Below are 14,590 nucleotides of genomic sequence, written 5' to 3'. Positions count from 1 at the left end.
GTCACACCCGTTCCCATGCCGAACACGGAAGTTAAGCTCTTCAGCGCCAATGGTAGTGAGGGGCTTCCCCTTGTGAGAGTAGGACGTCGCCAGGTTGAATTTTTAGGCTGGAGAAAATGCTCCAGCTTGATATTTTTTATGGAATTCGAGCATACCTCGAATAAGCTGCAGAGTACTGATTTAGCAGATTCTTGAAATACTTCCTGAAATCAGGACGATTAGTTAAACCTACAAGCTTAAGAGCATAGAAACACTATATTCTTTATATTATCGCGGGGTGGAGCAGTCTGGTAGCTCGTCGGGCTCATAACCCGAAGGTCGCAGGTTCAAATCCTGTCCCCGCAACCAAATGGTCCGGTAGTTCAGTTGGTTAGAATGCCTGCCTGTCACGCAGGAGGTCGCGGGTTCGAGTCCCGTCCGGACCGCCATATATTATTTATTCAACGAAACGAAGGTTTCGTTTTTTTGTCGTTTTTAGAGCAACTGATTGTGTAATTTGTTCACTTTTATACATCGAAAAGCACAAGACGTCTTGAGCTAGATAACGATTACAGGCACTAACACGTTAACACTTTGATTAACCTGAATTTTCTGTTTTTATAAAAAGGTCGTAAAAATTAGGTCTTCGAGGCTAGGAAGTTTTGTTTTCCAGCGAAGGATCTTAACATGTTAGCAATATCTAAAATGCAGTTTCAACACATCTTACATTTTTATCTGGCTTCATTGATATGCTTGTTCAATACTTGGATAAACTATGTTTATAGGCTAAACTATAAATATTACATCCCTTTAGGTGTATCCTGGGGATTTTTTATCATTAGTGTGTAAAGTTGGGGTTATTATGTCATTATTCGATGAATTTTCTTTTATACATAAAATTAAACCAACCAAAATCCTCCATAGTGAATTAATTACTCCCATTGGCGATGATGCTTCCGTATATAAAGTACTTGATGGCGCCCGCCAGGTAGTTTGTGTGGATACGATGGTAGAAGGTGTTCATTTTTTAAAAGAATTCTCCACACCTGAAGAAATTGGCTACAAAGGGCTCGCTGTTAATATTAGTGATTTGGCGGCTATGGCATCTATTCCGAAGTATTATTTAATTTCGATTGCCATTCCTCCTCATTGGAAGGAGGAGGAAATCATAGGTATTTATCAAGGTATGGCTAAACTAGCTAAAACCTACATGATGGATCTGATTGGTGGAGACACGGTTTCAACCGGAGATAAATTAGTAATAACGGTAACAGTTATTGGGGAAATAGAAAAGGATCATATCGGGTTGAGAAGTAATGCCATGCCTGGTGATGTTGTTTTTGTTACAGGTACTCTTGGTGATTCTGCTGCTGGTTTAGATTTGCTTTTGAAAAAAGTGTCAGTTAGAGATCCTAATATTTCTCATTTCTTGATAAATAGGCATAAATACCCTTCTCCAAGAGTCAAGGAAGGCAGGTATCTTTCTAAAATGGAACGAGTAGCGCTGAATGATATTAGTGATGGATTGGCAAGTGAACTGCATGAAATTGCTGAAGCAAGTCAGGTGTCTATAAAAATTGAGTTTAGGGATATTCCAAAAAGTAAAGAGATTTTAACATTGAGGGAAGACTTAATAGAAAAGTGGGTATTATTTGGCGGAGAAGACTTTGAGTTAGTCGGGACCGCTTCCGTAGATTCCTGGAGTTTTATAAAGAAAATAGCGAAAGAAAATGACTTTCAAATATCGAAAATCGGTATAGTAGAAAAAGGGCCTGCAGAGGTATGGCTGCAAAGGGACAAAGTGGAGCAAAAATTGAAAAAATCTGGATATAATCATTTTAAGCAAGACAGGTGATAAAATGAGCGGGTATGAATTTATAACGAACAGTCCCAAAGAGACTGAGGAGCTGGCTGTGAGGCTGGCACTATTGCTCCATGAAGGATCTGTTGTCACTTTAGAAGGTGATCTAGGTGCGGGGAAGACGGCGTTTACAAAAGGCATAGCTAAAGGTTTAGGGATTATTAAAAATGTAAATAGTCCAACTTTTACGATCATGAAAGAATATCATGGGGGACGATTTCCCCTCTACCATATGGATGTTTACCGTTTAGAGGATAGTGAAGAGGATTTAGGATTTGAGGAATATTTTGAAGGGGAAGGTGTCACGATTGTTGAATGGGCCTCCCTTATTAAAGAGCAGTTACCTAAAGAACGTTTAGATCTATACATTTATCACCTAGGATTGGAAGAACGAAAGATCACCTTTTTTCCTAATGGAGAGGGGTATGTGAAAATTTGCGAGGAGCTAAAGAATTATGAAAGCACTAGCGATTGACACCTCAAACTATAGTTTAGGGGTTTCTATTGTGGATGAGGGGAAAGTGATTGGTGAGTATATCACGAATATTAAGAAAAACCATTCAGTTCGAGCGATGCCGGCAATAGATCAGCTGTTAACCGATTGCGATCTGAAACCAAAGGACTTGGAGAAAATTATTGTGGCAAAGGGACCAGGTTCTTATACTGGTGTAAGAATCGGTGTGACTATAGCAAAGACGCTTGCATGGTCATTGAACATTCCGATTGTAGGAATTTCGAGTTTAGAGGTTGCAGCAGCAGCTGGACGGCATTTTCCTGGGTATATTTGTCCTTTTTTTGATGCAAGAAGGGGACAAGTTTATACAGGCGTTTACAAGTATGAAAATGATCAGCTGATAAATATCATGGAAGATCAAAATGTATTACTTGTAGATTTACTTGAGCAGCTCAAAGTTTTAAACGAATCCATCTTGTTTATCAGCAGTGATATAGATATCCATTGGGAATCTATCGAGAAAGCTTTAGGTAAGCAAGCGGTTTGCCCTGCTATTACAGAGCGGAATCCGCGTCCTTCTGAATTAGCCTTATTAGGATTAGATAAAGAGGGAGAGAATGTGCATACATTGGTGCCTAATTACATTCGTCTTGCTGAAGCAGAAGTAAAATGGCTGGAGAGAAACAAATAAGATGGTGGATATTGGGAAAGAATCGATTATTATTCGCCTTATGACAATGGCTGATATAGATAAAGTTTATGAAATTGAAAAACATTCATTTTCTACCCCATGGACACGGGAGTCTTTTTATAATGAGATTTCGTATAATAACTTTGCGACGTATTTAGTAATTGAGTATAACAATGAGATAGCAGGATATTGTGGATTATGGGTTATTTTTGATGATGCCCAAATTACGAATATTGCGATTTCTCCTGAATTTCGGGGGAGAGGCTTAGGAGAGACCTTGCTAGGGGCAGCGATAGAGGGTGCAAAAAAACTTGGAGCAAACAGACTTTCATTAGAAGTAAGAATGTCTAACACAATTGCTCAAGCTCTATACAAAAAGCATGGCTTTCAATCAGGCGGTATTCGAAAAAACTATTATACCGATAACCAAGAAGATGCGTTATTAATGTGGGTGAAATTATCATGAGTTCAAAAGATCAATATATATTAGGAATTGAGACTAGCTGTGATGAAACAGCTGTTGCTATTATTAAGAATGGAACCGAAATTATTTCAAATGTAGTCGCTTCTCAAATCGAAAGTCATAAACGATTTGGAGGAGTGGTTCCAGAAATAGCTTCAAGACATCATGTCGAGCAATTTACAATAGTGCTGGAAGAAGCTATGACAAATGCAAAGTTAACATTTGCAGAAATTGATGCCATTGCTGTAACAAAGGGACCTGGTTTGGTGGGAGCATTATTAATTGGTGTAAATGCAGCGAAAGCATTAGCTTTTGCTCATCAGATCCCTTTAATTGGTGTCCATCACATAGCAGGACATATTTATGCGAATCGGCTCTTAAAAGAGTTTAAATTTCCAGTGCTCTCATTGGTTGTTTCCGGCGGCCATACTGAGCTGGTGCTGATGAAGGAGCATGGACATTTTGAAGTGATTGGGGAAACTCTTGATGATGCCGCAGGGGAAGCCTATGACAAAGTAGCAAGAACATTAAAAATGCCATACCCCGGCGGCCCGCATATTGATCGCCTGGCACATCAAGGCAACCCTTCTATTGATTTACCTCGTGCTTGGATGGAAGGGACGTATCATTTTAGCTTTAGTGGTTTAAAATCGGCAGTTATTAACACCCTTCATAATGCAGACCAAAAAGGAATTTCAATTGATCCAAAAGACTTAGCAGCAAGCTTTCAACAAAGTGTAATAGAAGTGTTAGTAACTAAAACTGAGAGGGCAGCAAAAGAGTATAATGTTCAGCAAGTGCTGTTAGCTGGCGGTGTTGCGGCTAATAAAGGTTTAAGAAAAGCTTTAGAAGAAACATTTACAAACGAGAAGGAAATAGAACTTGTCATTCCTCCGCTTTCCCTATGCACCGATAATGCAGCAATGATTGCAGCAGCAGGAAGCATCCTTTTTGAAAAAGGGGTAAGAGGAAAACTTGACATGAATGCATATCCTGGATTAGAACTGACATCTATTTAAGTAGTAGGGTGCCAGGCACCAAATTGTTAATTTGGTGCCTGGCACCCTTTTTAAATCTTTAACATATCAACATAGATATCCACAGGAAATTAAGGGTTGTGGGTAATATAATTGAATGTATGAGAATTAAGGCTTTAATCACCTTTTCGGATGTGGATAACCTTGAGTGGTTTTGTGGATAATGTGAATAACTTTAAAGGGTTAGTGGGGAATATAAGGGCGGATTGTGGATAACTTGTTGGTGAATAAAAAAGTGAGAAGCGCCAGTATACCGAAGACAAACATAAGATGTGCCAGCCGTATTAGCTTGAGATCTTAGCTGCCGGCGTTTGGAACGGATATGAAAATTTGGACAAAAACAAGACCAGATTTGATATCATCTGGTCTTGCTGCTTTAATTTTTAGTTTTCCATCAATTTTTCCCATTCAGCCATCAGGTTTTCTAGTTGCTGATTATAGGTTTCATTTTCGGTATTCAGTATTTGTACTTGTGCATGGTCTTGATAGATGTCTGGGTCGCATAATAATTCTTCATTTTTTTCGATAGTTTCTTCTAGCTGACTGATTTTCAATTCAATTTCTTCGACTTTTCGTTGTTTTTGTCTTTCCGCCTTTTTTAGCTCTTTTTCTTGTTGATAATTCAGCTTTGCATCAGATGATGAAGCCTTTTGAACGTGCTTAGGATTTCTTTCGTTTTCTTCAAGCTTTTCAAATTCTGCCTGCTCTTCTTTTTTTGTTAGGAAATAATCATAGTCACCAAGGTACTCTCTAATGCCTGCACTGGATAACTCATCTACCTTTGTGGCTATTCTGTTGATAAAATAACGGTCATGGGAAACAAACAAAATCGTTCCTGGATAATCAATTAAGGCGTTTTCTAAAACTTCTTTACTATCTAAGTCAAGATGGTTTGTGGGCTCATCAAGGATCAAAAAATTTGCTTTTTGTAACATTAGCTTGGCTAAAGCTAATCTGGCTTTTTGACCGCCGCTCAAAGTATGAACTGGTTTAAGGACATCATCTCCTGAAAATAGGAAGTTTCCTAGAACCGTACGAATATCCTTTTCATTCATTTCCGGATATTCGTCCCACAGCTCGTCTAAAACCCTCTTCCTCGACGTTAGTTCCGCTTGTTCCTGGTCATAGTAACCAACCTTTACGTTCGACCCAAATCGAAAAGAGCCTGAGATCGGTTTTAACCGGTTAATTAAGCTTTTTAACAGGGTTGACTTGCCGATACCGTTTGGTCCTACGAGAGCGATACTGTCTCCTCTGGTGACTGAAAAAGTAACATTAGAGAGAATCGGATTCTTTGCATCATAGGATATGGCCAGGTCTTCCACTTTTAAAACATCATTTCCACTTTGTCTTTCGATGTTAAAAGAAAAAGAAGCAGATTTCTCGTCCCCATGAGGCTTGTCCATTAACTCCATTTTTTCAAGCTGCTTGCGTCTGCTCTGAGCTCGTTTCGTAGTAGAGGCTCTGGCAAGGTTCCGCGCAATAAAGTCTTGAAGCTTGGCGACTTCTTCCTGTTGCTTTTCAAATGCCTTGAGTTCATTTTCATAGTTGGCGGCTTTAATCTCTAAATATCGACTGTAGTTTCCGATAAATTTGTTTGATTGTTTTCTTGAGATTTCGTATACTTGATTGACCACTTTATCAAGAAAGTACCTGTCATGGGAAACAATCAAAATGGACCCATCATAGCCTTGTAAGTACTGCTCCAGCCATGTTAAGGTTTCAATGTCCAAATGGTTTGTGGGCTCATCAAGGATAAGTAAATCAGGGCTTGTTAACAGGAGTTTTCCGAGTGCAAGGCGTGTTTTTTGACCGCCGCTTAAGCTGCTGATACTTGTGGAATACTCAAAGTTTGAAAAGCCTAGCCCATGTAAAATGGAACGAATATCTGCTTCATACTGATAGCCTCCTGAATCCTTGAAGCGGATTTGGAGCCGGTCATAGTCATTCATCAAACGTTCAAATTGACTGGAATGCTCTGCAGGGTTTAATAACGACATTTGCTCCTCAAGCTCCCGCATTTCATTCTCCATTTTTTGCAAATGTTTAAAAACAGTAAGCATTTCGTCCCATATGGATAATGAAGACTCCAAACCTGTATCTTGTGCAAGGTAGCCAATTGAAATATGCTTCGGTTTTATCAATTCACCGGTATCATAGGAGAGTTGGCCCGCGATTATTTTCAAAAGAGTGGATTTTCCAGCACCGTTTCTGCCAACGATTGCAATCCGATCTTTCGTTTGTACTTCCAGCTTGATATTCGATAGAATAAGGTCAGCACCAAATAGTTTTGACAGCTGATTAACTTGTATTATAATCATTTCTTCACCTCTATTATCCTAATGTAAGTGTAGCCTAAGAGTCATGCCGCTATCAACTTACTAGAGGCTTAGATACAGAATTGTCACAATAAGTAAACAGACAGATAAGCAATAATAGTGTATAGTCAATACTAGGATATCTTTAGGTTATTCAAATGGAAGCGCTAACTTCGATATTTGCTTCAACTTAAATGATTCACACTTTTAGGGAAAGCAGCTGTTACATATGAATAACTCTTCCTTAAGAATATACTGGAATGAATGTTCCGGCTAAAGACCTATTATATAACCACATAGACGTGAGCGATTGAGGAGGATACCCGTGAACATCGACCAATCAAAGATTCCGCAGGCAACAGCGAAGCGATTGCCTTTATACTATCGTTTTTTAAAAAATCTACATTCTTCTGGAAAACAACGAGTGTCCTCTGCAGAATTGAGTGATGCGGTAAAAGTAGATTCGGCAACGATTCGAAGAGATTTTTCATATTTTGGAGCTTTGGGGAAAAAAGGGTATGGCTATAATGTTAATTATTTGTTATCCTTTTTTAGAAAAACACTTGATCAAGATGAAGTAACAAACGTTATACTTATAGGTGTAGGAAATCTCGGAACAGCTTTCCTACATTATAATTTTACTAAAAATAACAATACCCAGATTATTGCAGCATTTGATGTGGACGAGCAAAAAATTGGCACAGAAATTGGGGAGGTTCCAGTTTTCCACCTTGATGAGCTGGAAGAAAGGTTTCCAGCGGATACTCCTGTGGCGATTTTGACTGTACCTGCTCCTGCTGCACAATCTATTTCAGATCGCTTAATAGAGTGTGGTGTGAAGGGGATTCTCAATTTTACGCCTGCTAGATTAAGTGTTCCTGATACGATTCGTATTCATCACATAGATTTGGCTGTTGAATTGCAATCACTTGTGTATTTTTTAAAACATTATCCGAATGAATAATAGATGGAAACAACAACTTTAGGAGGTGAGTAAGTATGGGTCCATTAGGTCCTGGAAGTATTATATTAATTGCGATTGTTGCTCTCCTTATTTTCGGTCCTAAGAAATTACCTGAGCTCGGAAAAGCTGCAGGCAATACACTTCGCGAATTTAAAAATGCTACAAAAGGATTAGCAGATGACGATGATGATAAAAAAAAGAAAGACGAGAAATGAGATAGGATGAATCCTTCATGAAAGATAGAGATATGTCTATATACGAACATATAGACGAACTTCGAAAACGACTGTGGTGGGTTGTCGTTTTCTTTTTCATTTCATTTATAATCGGTTTTTTTGTAACTCAGCCTGTTATCGTTTATCTTCAACAAACAGATCAAGCAAAGGAACTGACATTAAACGCATTTAAACTAACAGATCCTTTAATGGTTTACATGCAATTTGCTTTTATTATTGCTGTTGTATTAACATCTCCACTGATCTTGTATCAGCTTTGGTCTTTTGTCAGCCCTGGTTTATATGAAACAGAAAGAAGAGCGACATTAAGCTACATACCTATGTCTGTTTTCTTGTTTCTATTAGGGATAGCTTTTTCATATTTTATTTTGTTTCCATTTGTGATTGACTTTATGTTTCGGATATCTGATAGTCTGGAGGTCAATCCTGTCATAGGGATCCATGAGTATTTTTCTTTCTTATTCCAAATTACTTTGCCCTTTGGACTCTTATTTCAGCTGCCGGTTTTGGTCATGTTCTTAACCCGATTAGGAATCATAACACCAATGTTCCTTTCAAAGGTGAGAAAATATGCATACTTTATTTTATTGGTGATCGCTGGTTTAATCACTCCGCCTGAATTGTTATCACATTTAATGGTAACCGTTCCGTTATTCATTTTATATGAAATAAGTATTGTGTTTTCCCGTGTTGCGTATCGAAAAGCGCAGAAAGCGGAGTTTCAGAGAGTAAACAATAATTAAAAAAGGATGACCCATTAATTGGAGTCATCCTTTTTGTTTTGCTTCATATTTTTTATGCGACGGGAAATTGAAAACATGCGGATTGCAACAACAAAGTCAAACGTAGCGATCACCATTAATAAGATAGTGGGAAAGCTCCATATGCCTCCATCCGCACTATTGATAGCAAGATAGGTAAATAATATACCCATTACTAAATAAAATATTCCCATCCCGCTAGGGCCTGTTCTCATGTTTTAAAATCCTCCAATAATTGCTTGCATTTGCTCATATTGCTTCATGATCTTATCGATGTCCTCCCGGAAAACAACCTGAATCACGACAACGAATGTATTCATTGCAACATGGGCAAAGATCGGGACAATAATGCGTTTAGTTTTTACATAGAGATATGCGAAAGTGAATCCCATTGCACTATATAATAAAAGATGCTCAGGTTCACCGTGTACAATGGCAAAAATAACGGAACTAATTAATCCAGCTATAAAAAAGTTTGTTCGCTGATAGATCACGCCAAATAGAATCTTCCGAAAGATAAGCTCCTCTAATATTGGGCCTATTATGGAAGTAACAACCATTAACAAGGGAGTAACCTGGATAACCTCTACTATCATTTGAGTATTTTCAGAGCCTGGATCGACTCCAAATAGATTCGTTTCGATGTTAGCGGCAATTCCTTGTACAAAAAGGGCCATAAAAACACCGGCAATCGACCAAACAATAGACATTCCTATAGAAGCAGGCTTTTCCCGCATTAACGTTTCATTAAAGTCTTTTCTCATGAGAAGCAGAATGATAATAAGCGCTACTGTAAAACTGATGACTGCCCAGTAACCCGAAGCAGCTATAAGTGCCTCCCGTTTCGGCTCTCCTGCCCCTACACCTAAGCTAACTAAAAGCGGGGCACCTGCTATTCCTGAAAATTGCATGAATATATAGGTCAGTATGACAAACCAATATTGTTTCTTCAACAGTATTCTCCTTTTCATTAGACACATATTTTCTATCTTTTTCTTCACTTTTATTCAACCATAACTTTGGCGTCAATCTTTACACCTTCGCTGGAAAAACCCTAGAAAACACCATTGATGGAAGTTTCACATTACCAGCCCTTATTGTAACACACTGTCTGAAAATCGCATGTATGAGACACTCAAATAGGGACAAAACAATAGCTCAATGCTTGCTCTTGCTAAATGCTTTAGTGAAGCTTTGAATTTGTCCCGCTCTTAGGTTGGTAAACTTGGTCTTAAGGTATGGCAATATAGGGCTTACGAACGGTTGCTAAAGCTGCAGCGTCAACCATCCTGAGAGAAAAAAATTTCTGATCGAAGCGGCACTTTATAGTTCGATTGTAATAAAGTGAAAGGGTGTTCAAAAAAATTTATCTTTTTACTTGAAATTAACAGCAAGTTTTTATAATATATAAATTGTGTTAGCACTCAATTGAATCGAGTGCTAATAATTCTACATAAATTCATTGGAAAATTTGAGGAGGTTGTTTCACTTGTTAAAGCCATTAGGTGACCGCGTTGTAATTGAACTTGTACAATCTGAAGAGAAAACTGCGAGTGGTATTGTTCTTCCTGATTCAGCGAAAGAAAAGCCGCAAGAAGGTAAAGTTGTAGCTGTTGGTACAGGTCGCGTTTTAGAGAATGGAGAGCGTGTTGCTCTTGAAGTAGCAGAAGGCAATCGCATTATCTTCTCAAAATATTCTGGTACAGAAGTGAAATACGAAGGAACAGAATACTTAATTTTACGTGAAAGTGACATTTTAGCTATCATCGGCTAATTTCTTACAAAAATCGGATAGATACTATTTAAAATTTGAGGAGGTTATTTTCATGGCAAAAGATATTAAATTTAGCGAAGAAGCACGCCGTTCAATGCTGCGCGGGGTTGATGCATTAGCGAACGCAGTTAAAGTAACATTAGGACCAAAAGGACGTAACGTTGTATTAGAGAAGAAATTCGGTTCTCCTTTAATTACAAATGATGGTGTTACAATTGCAAAAGAAATTGAATTAGAAGATGCATTCGAAAATATGGGTGCTAAATTAGTAGCTGAAGTTGCGAGTAAAACAAATGATGTAGCTGGTGACGGTACAACTACTGCAACTGTTCTTGCACAAGCAATGATCCGTGAAGGATTAAAGAACGTAACAGCTGGCGCAAATCCTATGGGCGTACGCAAAGGAATTGAAAAAGCTGTTAATGTAGCAACTGAAGAGCTTCAAGCTATTTCTAAGCCAATCCAAGGTAAAGATTCTATTGCACAGGTTGCTGCTATTTCTTCAGCTGACGATGAAGTTGGCCAATTAATTGCAGAAGCTATGGAACGCGTTGGTAACGACGGAGTTATCACGATTGAAGAATCCAAAGGCTTTACAACTGAATTAGAAGTTGTTGAAGGTATGCAATTTGACCGCGGATACGCTTCTCCATACATGGTAACAGACTCAGATAAAATGGAAGCTGTTCTTGAAGATCCATATATCTTAATTACAGATAAGAAGATCACAAACATTCAAGAAATTCTTCCAGTACTAGAGCAAGTTGTTCAACAAGGCAAGCCGCTACTATTAGTTGCTGAAGATGTTGAAGGTGAAGCACTAGCAACTTTAGTTGTGAACAAATTACGCGGAACATTCAATGCAGTAGCTGTTAAGGCTCCTGGTTTTGGAGACCGTCGTAAAGCAATGCTTGAAGATATCTCCATCTTAACTGGCGGTGAAGTAATCACTGAAGATTTAGGATTAGATCTTAAATCTGCAAACATTACACAATTAGGCCGTGCTTCTAAAGTTGTTGTAACAAAAGAAAACACAACAATCGTTGAAGGTTCTGGAGAATCTGAAAAAATTGCTGGCCGCGTAAATCAAATCCGTGCTCAATTAGAAGAAACTACTTCTGAGTTCGATAAAGAAAAATTACAAGAGCGTTTAGCAAAATTAGCTGGCGGTGTAGCTGTTATCAAAGTTGGTGCTGCTACTGAAACTGAGCTAAAAGAGCGCAAGCTTCGTATTGAAGATGCATTAAACTCAACTCGTGCTGCTGTTGAGGAAGGTATCGTCTCTGGTGGTGGTACTGCACTAGTGAATGTTTACAACAAAGTAGCTTCTCTCTCATTAGAAGGCGACGAAGGAACTGGTGTGAACATCGTATTACGTGCTCTTGAAGAGCCAGTACGTCAAATTTCCCACAATGCTGGTTTAGAAGGCTCTGTTGTCGTTGAACGCCTTAAAGGTGAAGCAATCGGAACAGGATTCAACGCTGCAACTGGCGAATGGGTAAACATGGTAGACGCTGGTATCGTTGACCCAACTAAAGTAACTCGCTATGCCCTTCAAAACGCTGCATCCGTTGCTGCAATGTTCTTAACAACAGAAGCAGTTGTAGCTGACAAGCCAGAAGAAAACGCTGGCGGTGGCGGCATGCCTGACATGAGCGGAATGGGTGGCATGGGTGGAATGGGCGGCATGATGTAATTTAGCCTTAAAACCCTTGTATATCAGGGTTTTAAAGGTAAAAACATCATTTTAGGTGCCGAAAAGGTGCCTAGACCTTTCCAAAACAAAAAGAAGCTTCTCATAAGTTGATCAAACTTGTGGGAAGCTTCTTTTTTTCTGTCTTTGGTAATGTGTAAATAAACTTGTGTTGGAGTTTTATCCTCTGTATGACCAAGTCGAATCATAATTTCAAGTAATTCAACACCAGCTTCTGCTAACAATTATGTGTGAGTGAGTCGTTTATTTAAAGATGGTGTTTTCTTTAACAAGCTTTCCAGTCGAAATTCTATAGTCTTAATAAAATGTGGTTAACCAAACTATGGAGCGTTAAACCTTCCAAAAACAAAACCTTTATCATAATACTCACTACCCACTTGTAATTTGATTTCTTTTTGTTTTAACCATTGTTTTTTAAAAGTGTTGATAACCTCATTTTCTCCAGTCTTGCTATTCAACAATCGGTCAGAAAATTGAATAACACTTTGAAGTTAACTTGAATATGTATGTTTACAAATAGAGGTTGTGAAGGAGTGTACTTAAAGTAACGGGGCAGCTTCTTTCATTGAGGGAGTTTAGTTTAATAAGAATTTCTTCTCTAACACCAAAATAAATAGGTAAGTTCAACAGACGTGTAGTGAAGTTAAAAATATACTGAATTAGAAAGGGGTGAGTGTAATGACAAACAATCGATTTGTTCCGAAACTAAGAAAATTACGTAAATCCCAATTATTAAATTCTTGTGTAGAAAAACAAACACCGCCACAAGATTGTAACTTCTTTCCTCAAAGACCTGAACCTCCTGTTGGCAGTCTTTGTGACTGTTGTGTTTCTCCACTTCAATCCGTCTTACAACAACTTGTTGGGCAAACTGTAATTATTGGCACTATTGCAGACAAACCAGGAATACCTTTCTTTTTTGAAGTCAATATTGATGGTGTAAATGATTTCTTAGTTACTGTTACAAATGAAGATACAGACACAACCTATGTGGTAAATATTTCTGATATAACAGGGGTAGGGTTTTTACCACCAGGACCTCCTATCAACTTATTGCCACCTGTTGATCCTGGGGGCGAATGTGATTGTCGTGAACGACCAATTAGACAATTCCTAAATACACGTATCGGTTCTACAGTAAATCTTTTAGCAAGCAATGGTTCTATTGCAGCAGATTTTAACGTGGAACAAACAGGTCTTGGCATAGTGTTAGGTACTTTACCAATAAATTCTGATACAATCGCTAGATTTGCAATTTCAACTTGCAAAATTACGGCTGTAGGGCAGACTATTGAATAAGGAATGATGTTAAAAACAAATATTTAGTGGGAAAGTAGTTATTAAAAATTAGTAATTTTATTATTGTATGGTGCTGGTATAGGGACACATTCTAGTTAAATTTTTTCATATCTGTCTAAAATGAAAATGAAAGGATGTGTCCTTTATGGGGAATAAGAATGTAGGCAAAAAATATAATGAACCTTTCAAAAAATAGTTGTGGATTTTTATCAATCTGGCAAATCTGATGTAACCGTCTATCATTGGATTAAAAAGTTTTCTCCTATCAAATTAGGAGATGGAACCATGGCAACTCCAGAGGATTTTTCCAATATTTATAAACAAATGCTTCGCCTTCAAGAGGAAATAAAATTTTAAAAAAGGCTATGGCCATATTCGCGAAAAAAGTGAGTCTTACTGATTTGACCACCGTTATTGATCAACATAAGGAATATTCCGTAATTGGGCGCTCTAATTGAATAAGGGTCACAGAATAAAACAAAATGAAATCAATTTGATAGCATGTTTAAAAGCTAATTATCAACCTTATCGAACGTTGACACTTAGCTTTTAAAAAATGTCTATGACTTGCCTTAGTTGATTAACCGTGTCATTAATAAAACACTTCTACTACTTTAAACAACACCTATTCCAACTATATATTTTAGTCAAAATCGCATATAATACAAATTTAGAGTTTTAGTAACTCGAATAGTGCCTTGTTTTTCGTTAAAATCTGTCCATTTTAAGACCGATAATTCACTGATACTTAAACTGGTATAGGAAAGTAACGTGAAGATTAAATGATTCATTTCAAGCCTATCCGATTGGGCTATAACGGGTGTTTTTCAAAAGAACGGCCGATATGATCACTGCCCATTTTTTCTGCGAACCGTTGTTGATTCTCCTGCAATCCCCCAATTATCAGTATTAACCTCATATTACCACAACCGTTGTATTGGGGTTTTTACCGAGTACGTCACCTAGTAACTGTGTTGCTCCTTTAATAAGTAATGCTTTTTTCTGGAATTCCGTTTTCATTTGTAATTTTGATATTTAC

14 protein-coding genes, 2 tRNA genes, 1 rRNA gene and 1 pseudogene are annotated in these 14,590 nt (G+C 38.0%); 14 read left to right on the top strand and 4 right to left on the bottom strand.

Annotation, left to right across the window (positions count from 1 at the left end):
* The 8 genes from rrf to tsaD form a co-directional block, all read left to right on the top strand.
* Nucleotides 1-95, top strand: a 5S ribosomal RNA gene (rrf, locus tag IC621_RS23520); the annotation flags it as partial.
* 176 nt (nt 96-271) lie between these two features.
* A tRNA-Met gene (locus IC621_RS23515) sits at nt 272-348 on the top strand.
* A gap of 3 nt (nt 349-351) precedes the next feature.
* Nucleotides 352-428: transfer RNA gene (locus IC621_RS23510), tRNA-Asp, on the top strand.
* Nucleotides 429-841: 413 nt separating this feature from the next.
* Nucleotides 842-1,834, top strand: coding sequence for a thiamine-phosphate kinase (gene thiL, locus IC621_RS23505; RefSeq protein WP_191162053.1), 993 nt, complete (start codon nt 842-844; stop codon nt 1,832-1,834).
* A gap of 4 nt (nt 1,835-1,838) precedes the next feature.
* On the top strand, nt 1,839-2,315 hold the full coding sequence (tsaE, locus tag IC621_RS23500) for a tRNA (adenosine(37)-N6)-threonylcarbamoyltransferase complex ATPase subunit type 1 TsaE (protein ID WP_191162051.1): 477 nt from the start codon (nt 1,839-1,841) through the stop codon (nt 2,313-2,315).
* Nucleotides 2,296-2,985 carry a tRNA (adenosine(37)-N6)-threonylcarbamoyltransferase complex dimerization subunit type 1 TsaB gene (gene tsaB / locus IC621_RS23495; RefSeq protein ID WP_191162048.1) on the top strand — a complete coding sequence of 230 codons (690 nt, stop codon included), beginning with the start codon at nt 2,296-2,298 and terminating at the stop codon, nt 2,983-2,985. Before tsaE ends, tsaB begins: the two co-directional genes overlap by 20 nt.
* A 1-nt stretch (nt 2,986) precedes the next feature.
* The gene (gene rimI / locus IC621_RS23490) at nt 2,987-3,451 is read left to right on the top strand and encodes a ribosomal protein S18-alanine N-acetyltransferase (protein ID WP_191162046.1); all 465 of its coding nucleotides are present in this window, start codon (nt 2,987-2,989) and stop codon (nt 3,449-3,451) included.
* A complete protein-coding gene (gene tsaD, locus IC621_RS23485) occupies nt 3,448-4,467 on the top strand; it encodes a tRNA (adenosine(37)-N6)-threonylcarbamoyltransferase complex transferase subunit TsaD (protein WP_224752767.1) in 1,020 nt (339 codons plus the stop codon). Before rimI ends, tsaD begins: the two co-directional genes overlap by 4 nt.
* Nucleotides 4,468-4,868: 401 nt before the next feature.
* Here tsaD and IC621_RS23480 read toward each other — a convergent pair whose 3' ends face one another.
* Entirely contained in the window at nt 4,869-6,806 is a 1,938-nt protein-coding gene (locus IC621_RS23480) for an ABC-F family ATP-binding cassette domain-containing protein (protein WP_191162044.1), read from the bottom strand.
* 322 nt (nt 6,807-7,128) lie between these two features.
* Here IC621_RS23480 and IC621_RS23475 point away from each other — a divergent pair, with 322 nt between their 5' ends.
* Genes IC621_RS23475 through tatC form a run of 3 tightly spaced genes read left to right on the top strand, consistent with a single transcriptional unit; the run spans nt 7,129 to nt 8,746 of the window.
* Nucleotides 7,129-7,767 carry a redox-sensing transcriptional repressor Rex gene (locus IC621_RS23475; protein WP_191162042.1) on the top strand — a complete coding sequence of 213 codons (639 nt, stop codon included), beginning with the start codon at nt 7,129-7,131 and terminating at the stop codon, nt 7,765-7,767.
* 35 nt (nt 7,768-7,802) lie between these two features.
* Nucleotides 7,803-7,982, top strand: coding sequence for a twin-arginine translocase TatA/TatE family subunit (locus tag IC621_RS23470; RefSeq protein ID WP_191162040.1), 180 nt, complete (start codon nt 7,803-7,805; stop codon nt 7,980-7,982).
* Nucleotides 7,983-7,999: 17 nt separating this feature from the next.
* Nucleotides 8,000-8,746 carry a twin-arginine translocase subunit TatC gene (gene tatC, locus IC621_RS23465; protein ID WP_191162038.1) on the top strand — a complete coding sequence of 249 codons (747 nt, stop codon included), beginning with the start codon at nt 8,000-8,002 and terminating at the stop codon, nt 8,744-8,746.
* A 14-nt stretch (nt 8,747-8,760) separates the two neighbouring features.
* On the opposite strand, the gene IC621_RS23460 is transcribed toward tatC, so the two are convergent.
* Nucleotides 8,761-8,979, bottom strand: a complete 219-nt coding sequence (locus IC621_RS23460) for a YdiK family protein (protein WP_191162036.1) — start codon at nt 8,977-8,979, stop codon at nt 8,761-8,763.
* 3 nt (nt 8,980-8,982) lie between these two features.
* On the bottom strand, nt 8,983-9,717 hold the full coding sequence (locus IC621_RS23455; RefSeq protein ID WP_191162034.1) for a CPBP family intramembrane glutamic endopeptidase: 735 nt from the start codon (nt 9,715-9,717) through the stop codon (nt 8,983-8,985).
* Nucleotides 9,718-10,253: 536 nt separating this feature from the next.
* Between IC621_RS23455 and groES the strand changes: the two genes are divergently transcribed.
* The 3 genes and pseudogenes from groES to IC621_RS23440 form a co-directional block, all read left to right on the top strand.
* Entirely contained in the window at nt 10,254-10,538 is a 285-nt protein-coding gene (gene groES / locus IC621_RS23450) for a co-chaperone GroES (RefSeq protein ID WP_191162032.1), read from the top strand.
* A 52-nt stretch (nt 10,539-10,590) separates the two neighbouring features.
* Complete coding sequence (gene groL, locus IC621_RS23445) at nt 10,591-12,234, top strand: chaperonin GroEL (protein WP_191162030.1); 1,644 nt, start codon at nt 10,591-10,593, stop codon at nt 12,232-12,234.
* A gap of 825 nt (nt 12,235-13,059) precedes the next feature.
* Nucleotides 13,060-13,551, top strand: a pseudogene (locus IC621_RS23440) (hypothetical protein); the annotation flags it as partial.
* A 915-nt stretch (nt 13,552-14,466) separates the two neighbouring features.
* On the opposite strand, the gene IC621_RS26700 reads toward IC621_RS23440, so the two are convergent.
* Nucleotides 14,467-14,571: a tautomerase family protein gene (locus tag IC621_RS26700; RefSeq protein ID WP_224752766.1), complete on the bottom strand. Its 105-nt coding sequence runs from the start codon at nt 14,569-14,571 to the stop codon at nt 14,467-14,469.
* Between the last annotated feature and the right edge of the window lie 19 nt (nt 14,572-14,590).

Source organism: Metabacillus arenae, from assembly GCF_014773385.1.
GTDB classification, from domain to species: Bacteria; Bacillota; Bacilli; order Bacillales; family Bacillaceae; genus Metabacillus_D; species Metabacillus_D arenae.
The sequence above is the reverse complement of the archived record's forward strand: the minus strand, read 5'-3'. Positions and strand labels throughout refer to the sequence as shown.

What these genes read in the sequence shown, in the direction of transcription:
- rimI (WP_191162046.1), top strand. Translation starts at nt 2,987, where the DNA reads ATGGTGGATATTGGGAAAGAATCGATTATTATTCGCCTTATGACAATG.
- tsaD (WP_224752767.1), top strand. Translation starts at nt 3,448, where the DNA reads ATGAGTTCAAAAGATCAATATATATTAGGAATTGAGACTAGCTGTGAT.
- IC621_RS23470 (WP_191162040.1), top strand. Translation starts at nt 7,803, where the DNA reads ATGGGTCCATTAGGTCCTGGAAGTATTATATTAATTGCGATTGTTGCT.
- IC621_RS26700 (WP_224752766.1), bottom strand. Translation starts at nt 14,571, where the DNA reads ATGAAAACGGAATTCCAGAAAAAAGCATTACTTATTAAAGGAGCAACA.
- thiL (WP_191162053.1), top strand. Translation starts at nt 842, where the DNA reads ATGTCATTATTCGATGAATTTTCTTTTATACATAAAATTAAACCAACC.
- tsaE (WP_191162051.1), top strand. Translation starts at nt 1,839, where the DNA reads ATGAGCGGGTATGAATTTATAACGAACAGTCCCAAAGAGACTGAGGAG.
- tsaB (WP_191162048.1), top strand. Translation starts at nt 2,296, where the DNA reads ATGAAAGCACTAGCGATTGACACCTCAAACTATAGTTTAGGGGTTTCT.
- tatC (WP_191162038.1), top strand. Translation starts at nt 8,000, where the DNA reads ATGAAAGATAGAGATATGTCTATATACGAACATATAGACGAACTTCGA.
- IC621_RS23460 (WP_191162036.1), bottom strand. Translation starts at nt 8,979, where the DNA reads ATGAGAACAGGCCCTAGCGGGATGGGAATATTTTATTTAGTAATGGGT.
- IC621_RS23480 (WP_191162044.1), bottom strand. Translation starts at nt 6,806, where the DNA reads ATGATTATAATACAAGTTAATCAGCTGTCAAAACTATTTGGTGCTGAC.
- groL (WP_191162030.1), top strand. Translation starts at nt 10,591, where the DNA reads ATGGCAAAAGATATTAAATTTAGCGAAGAAGCACGCCGTTCAATGCTG.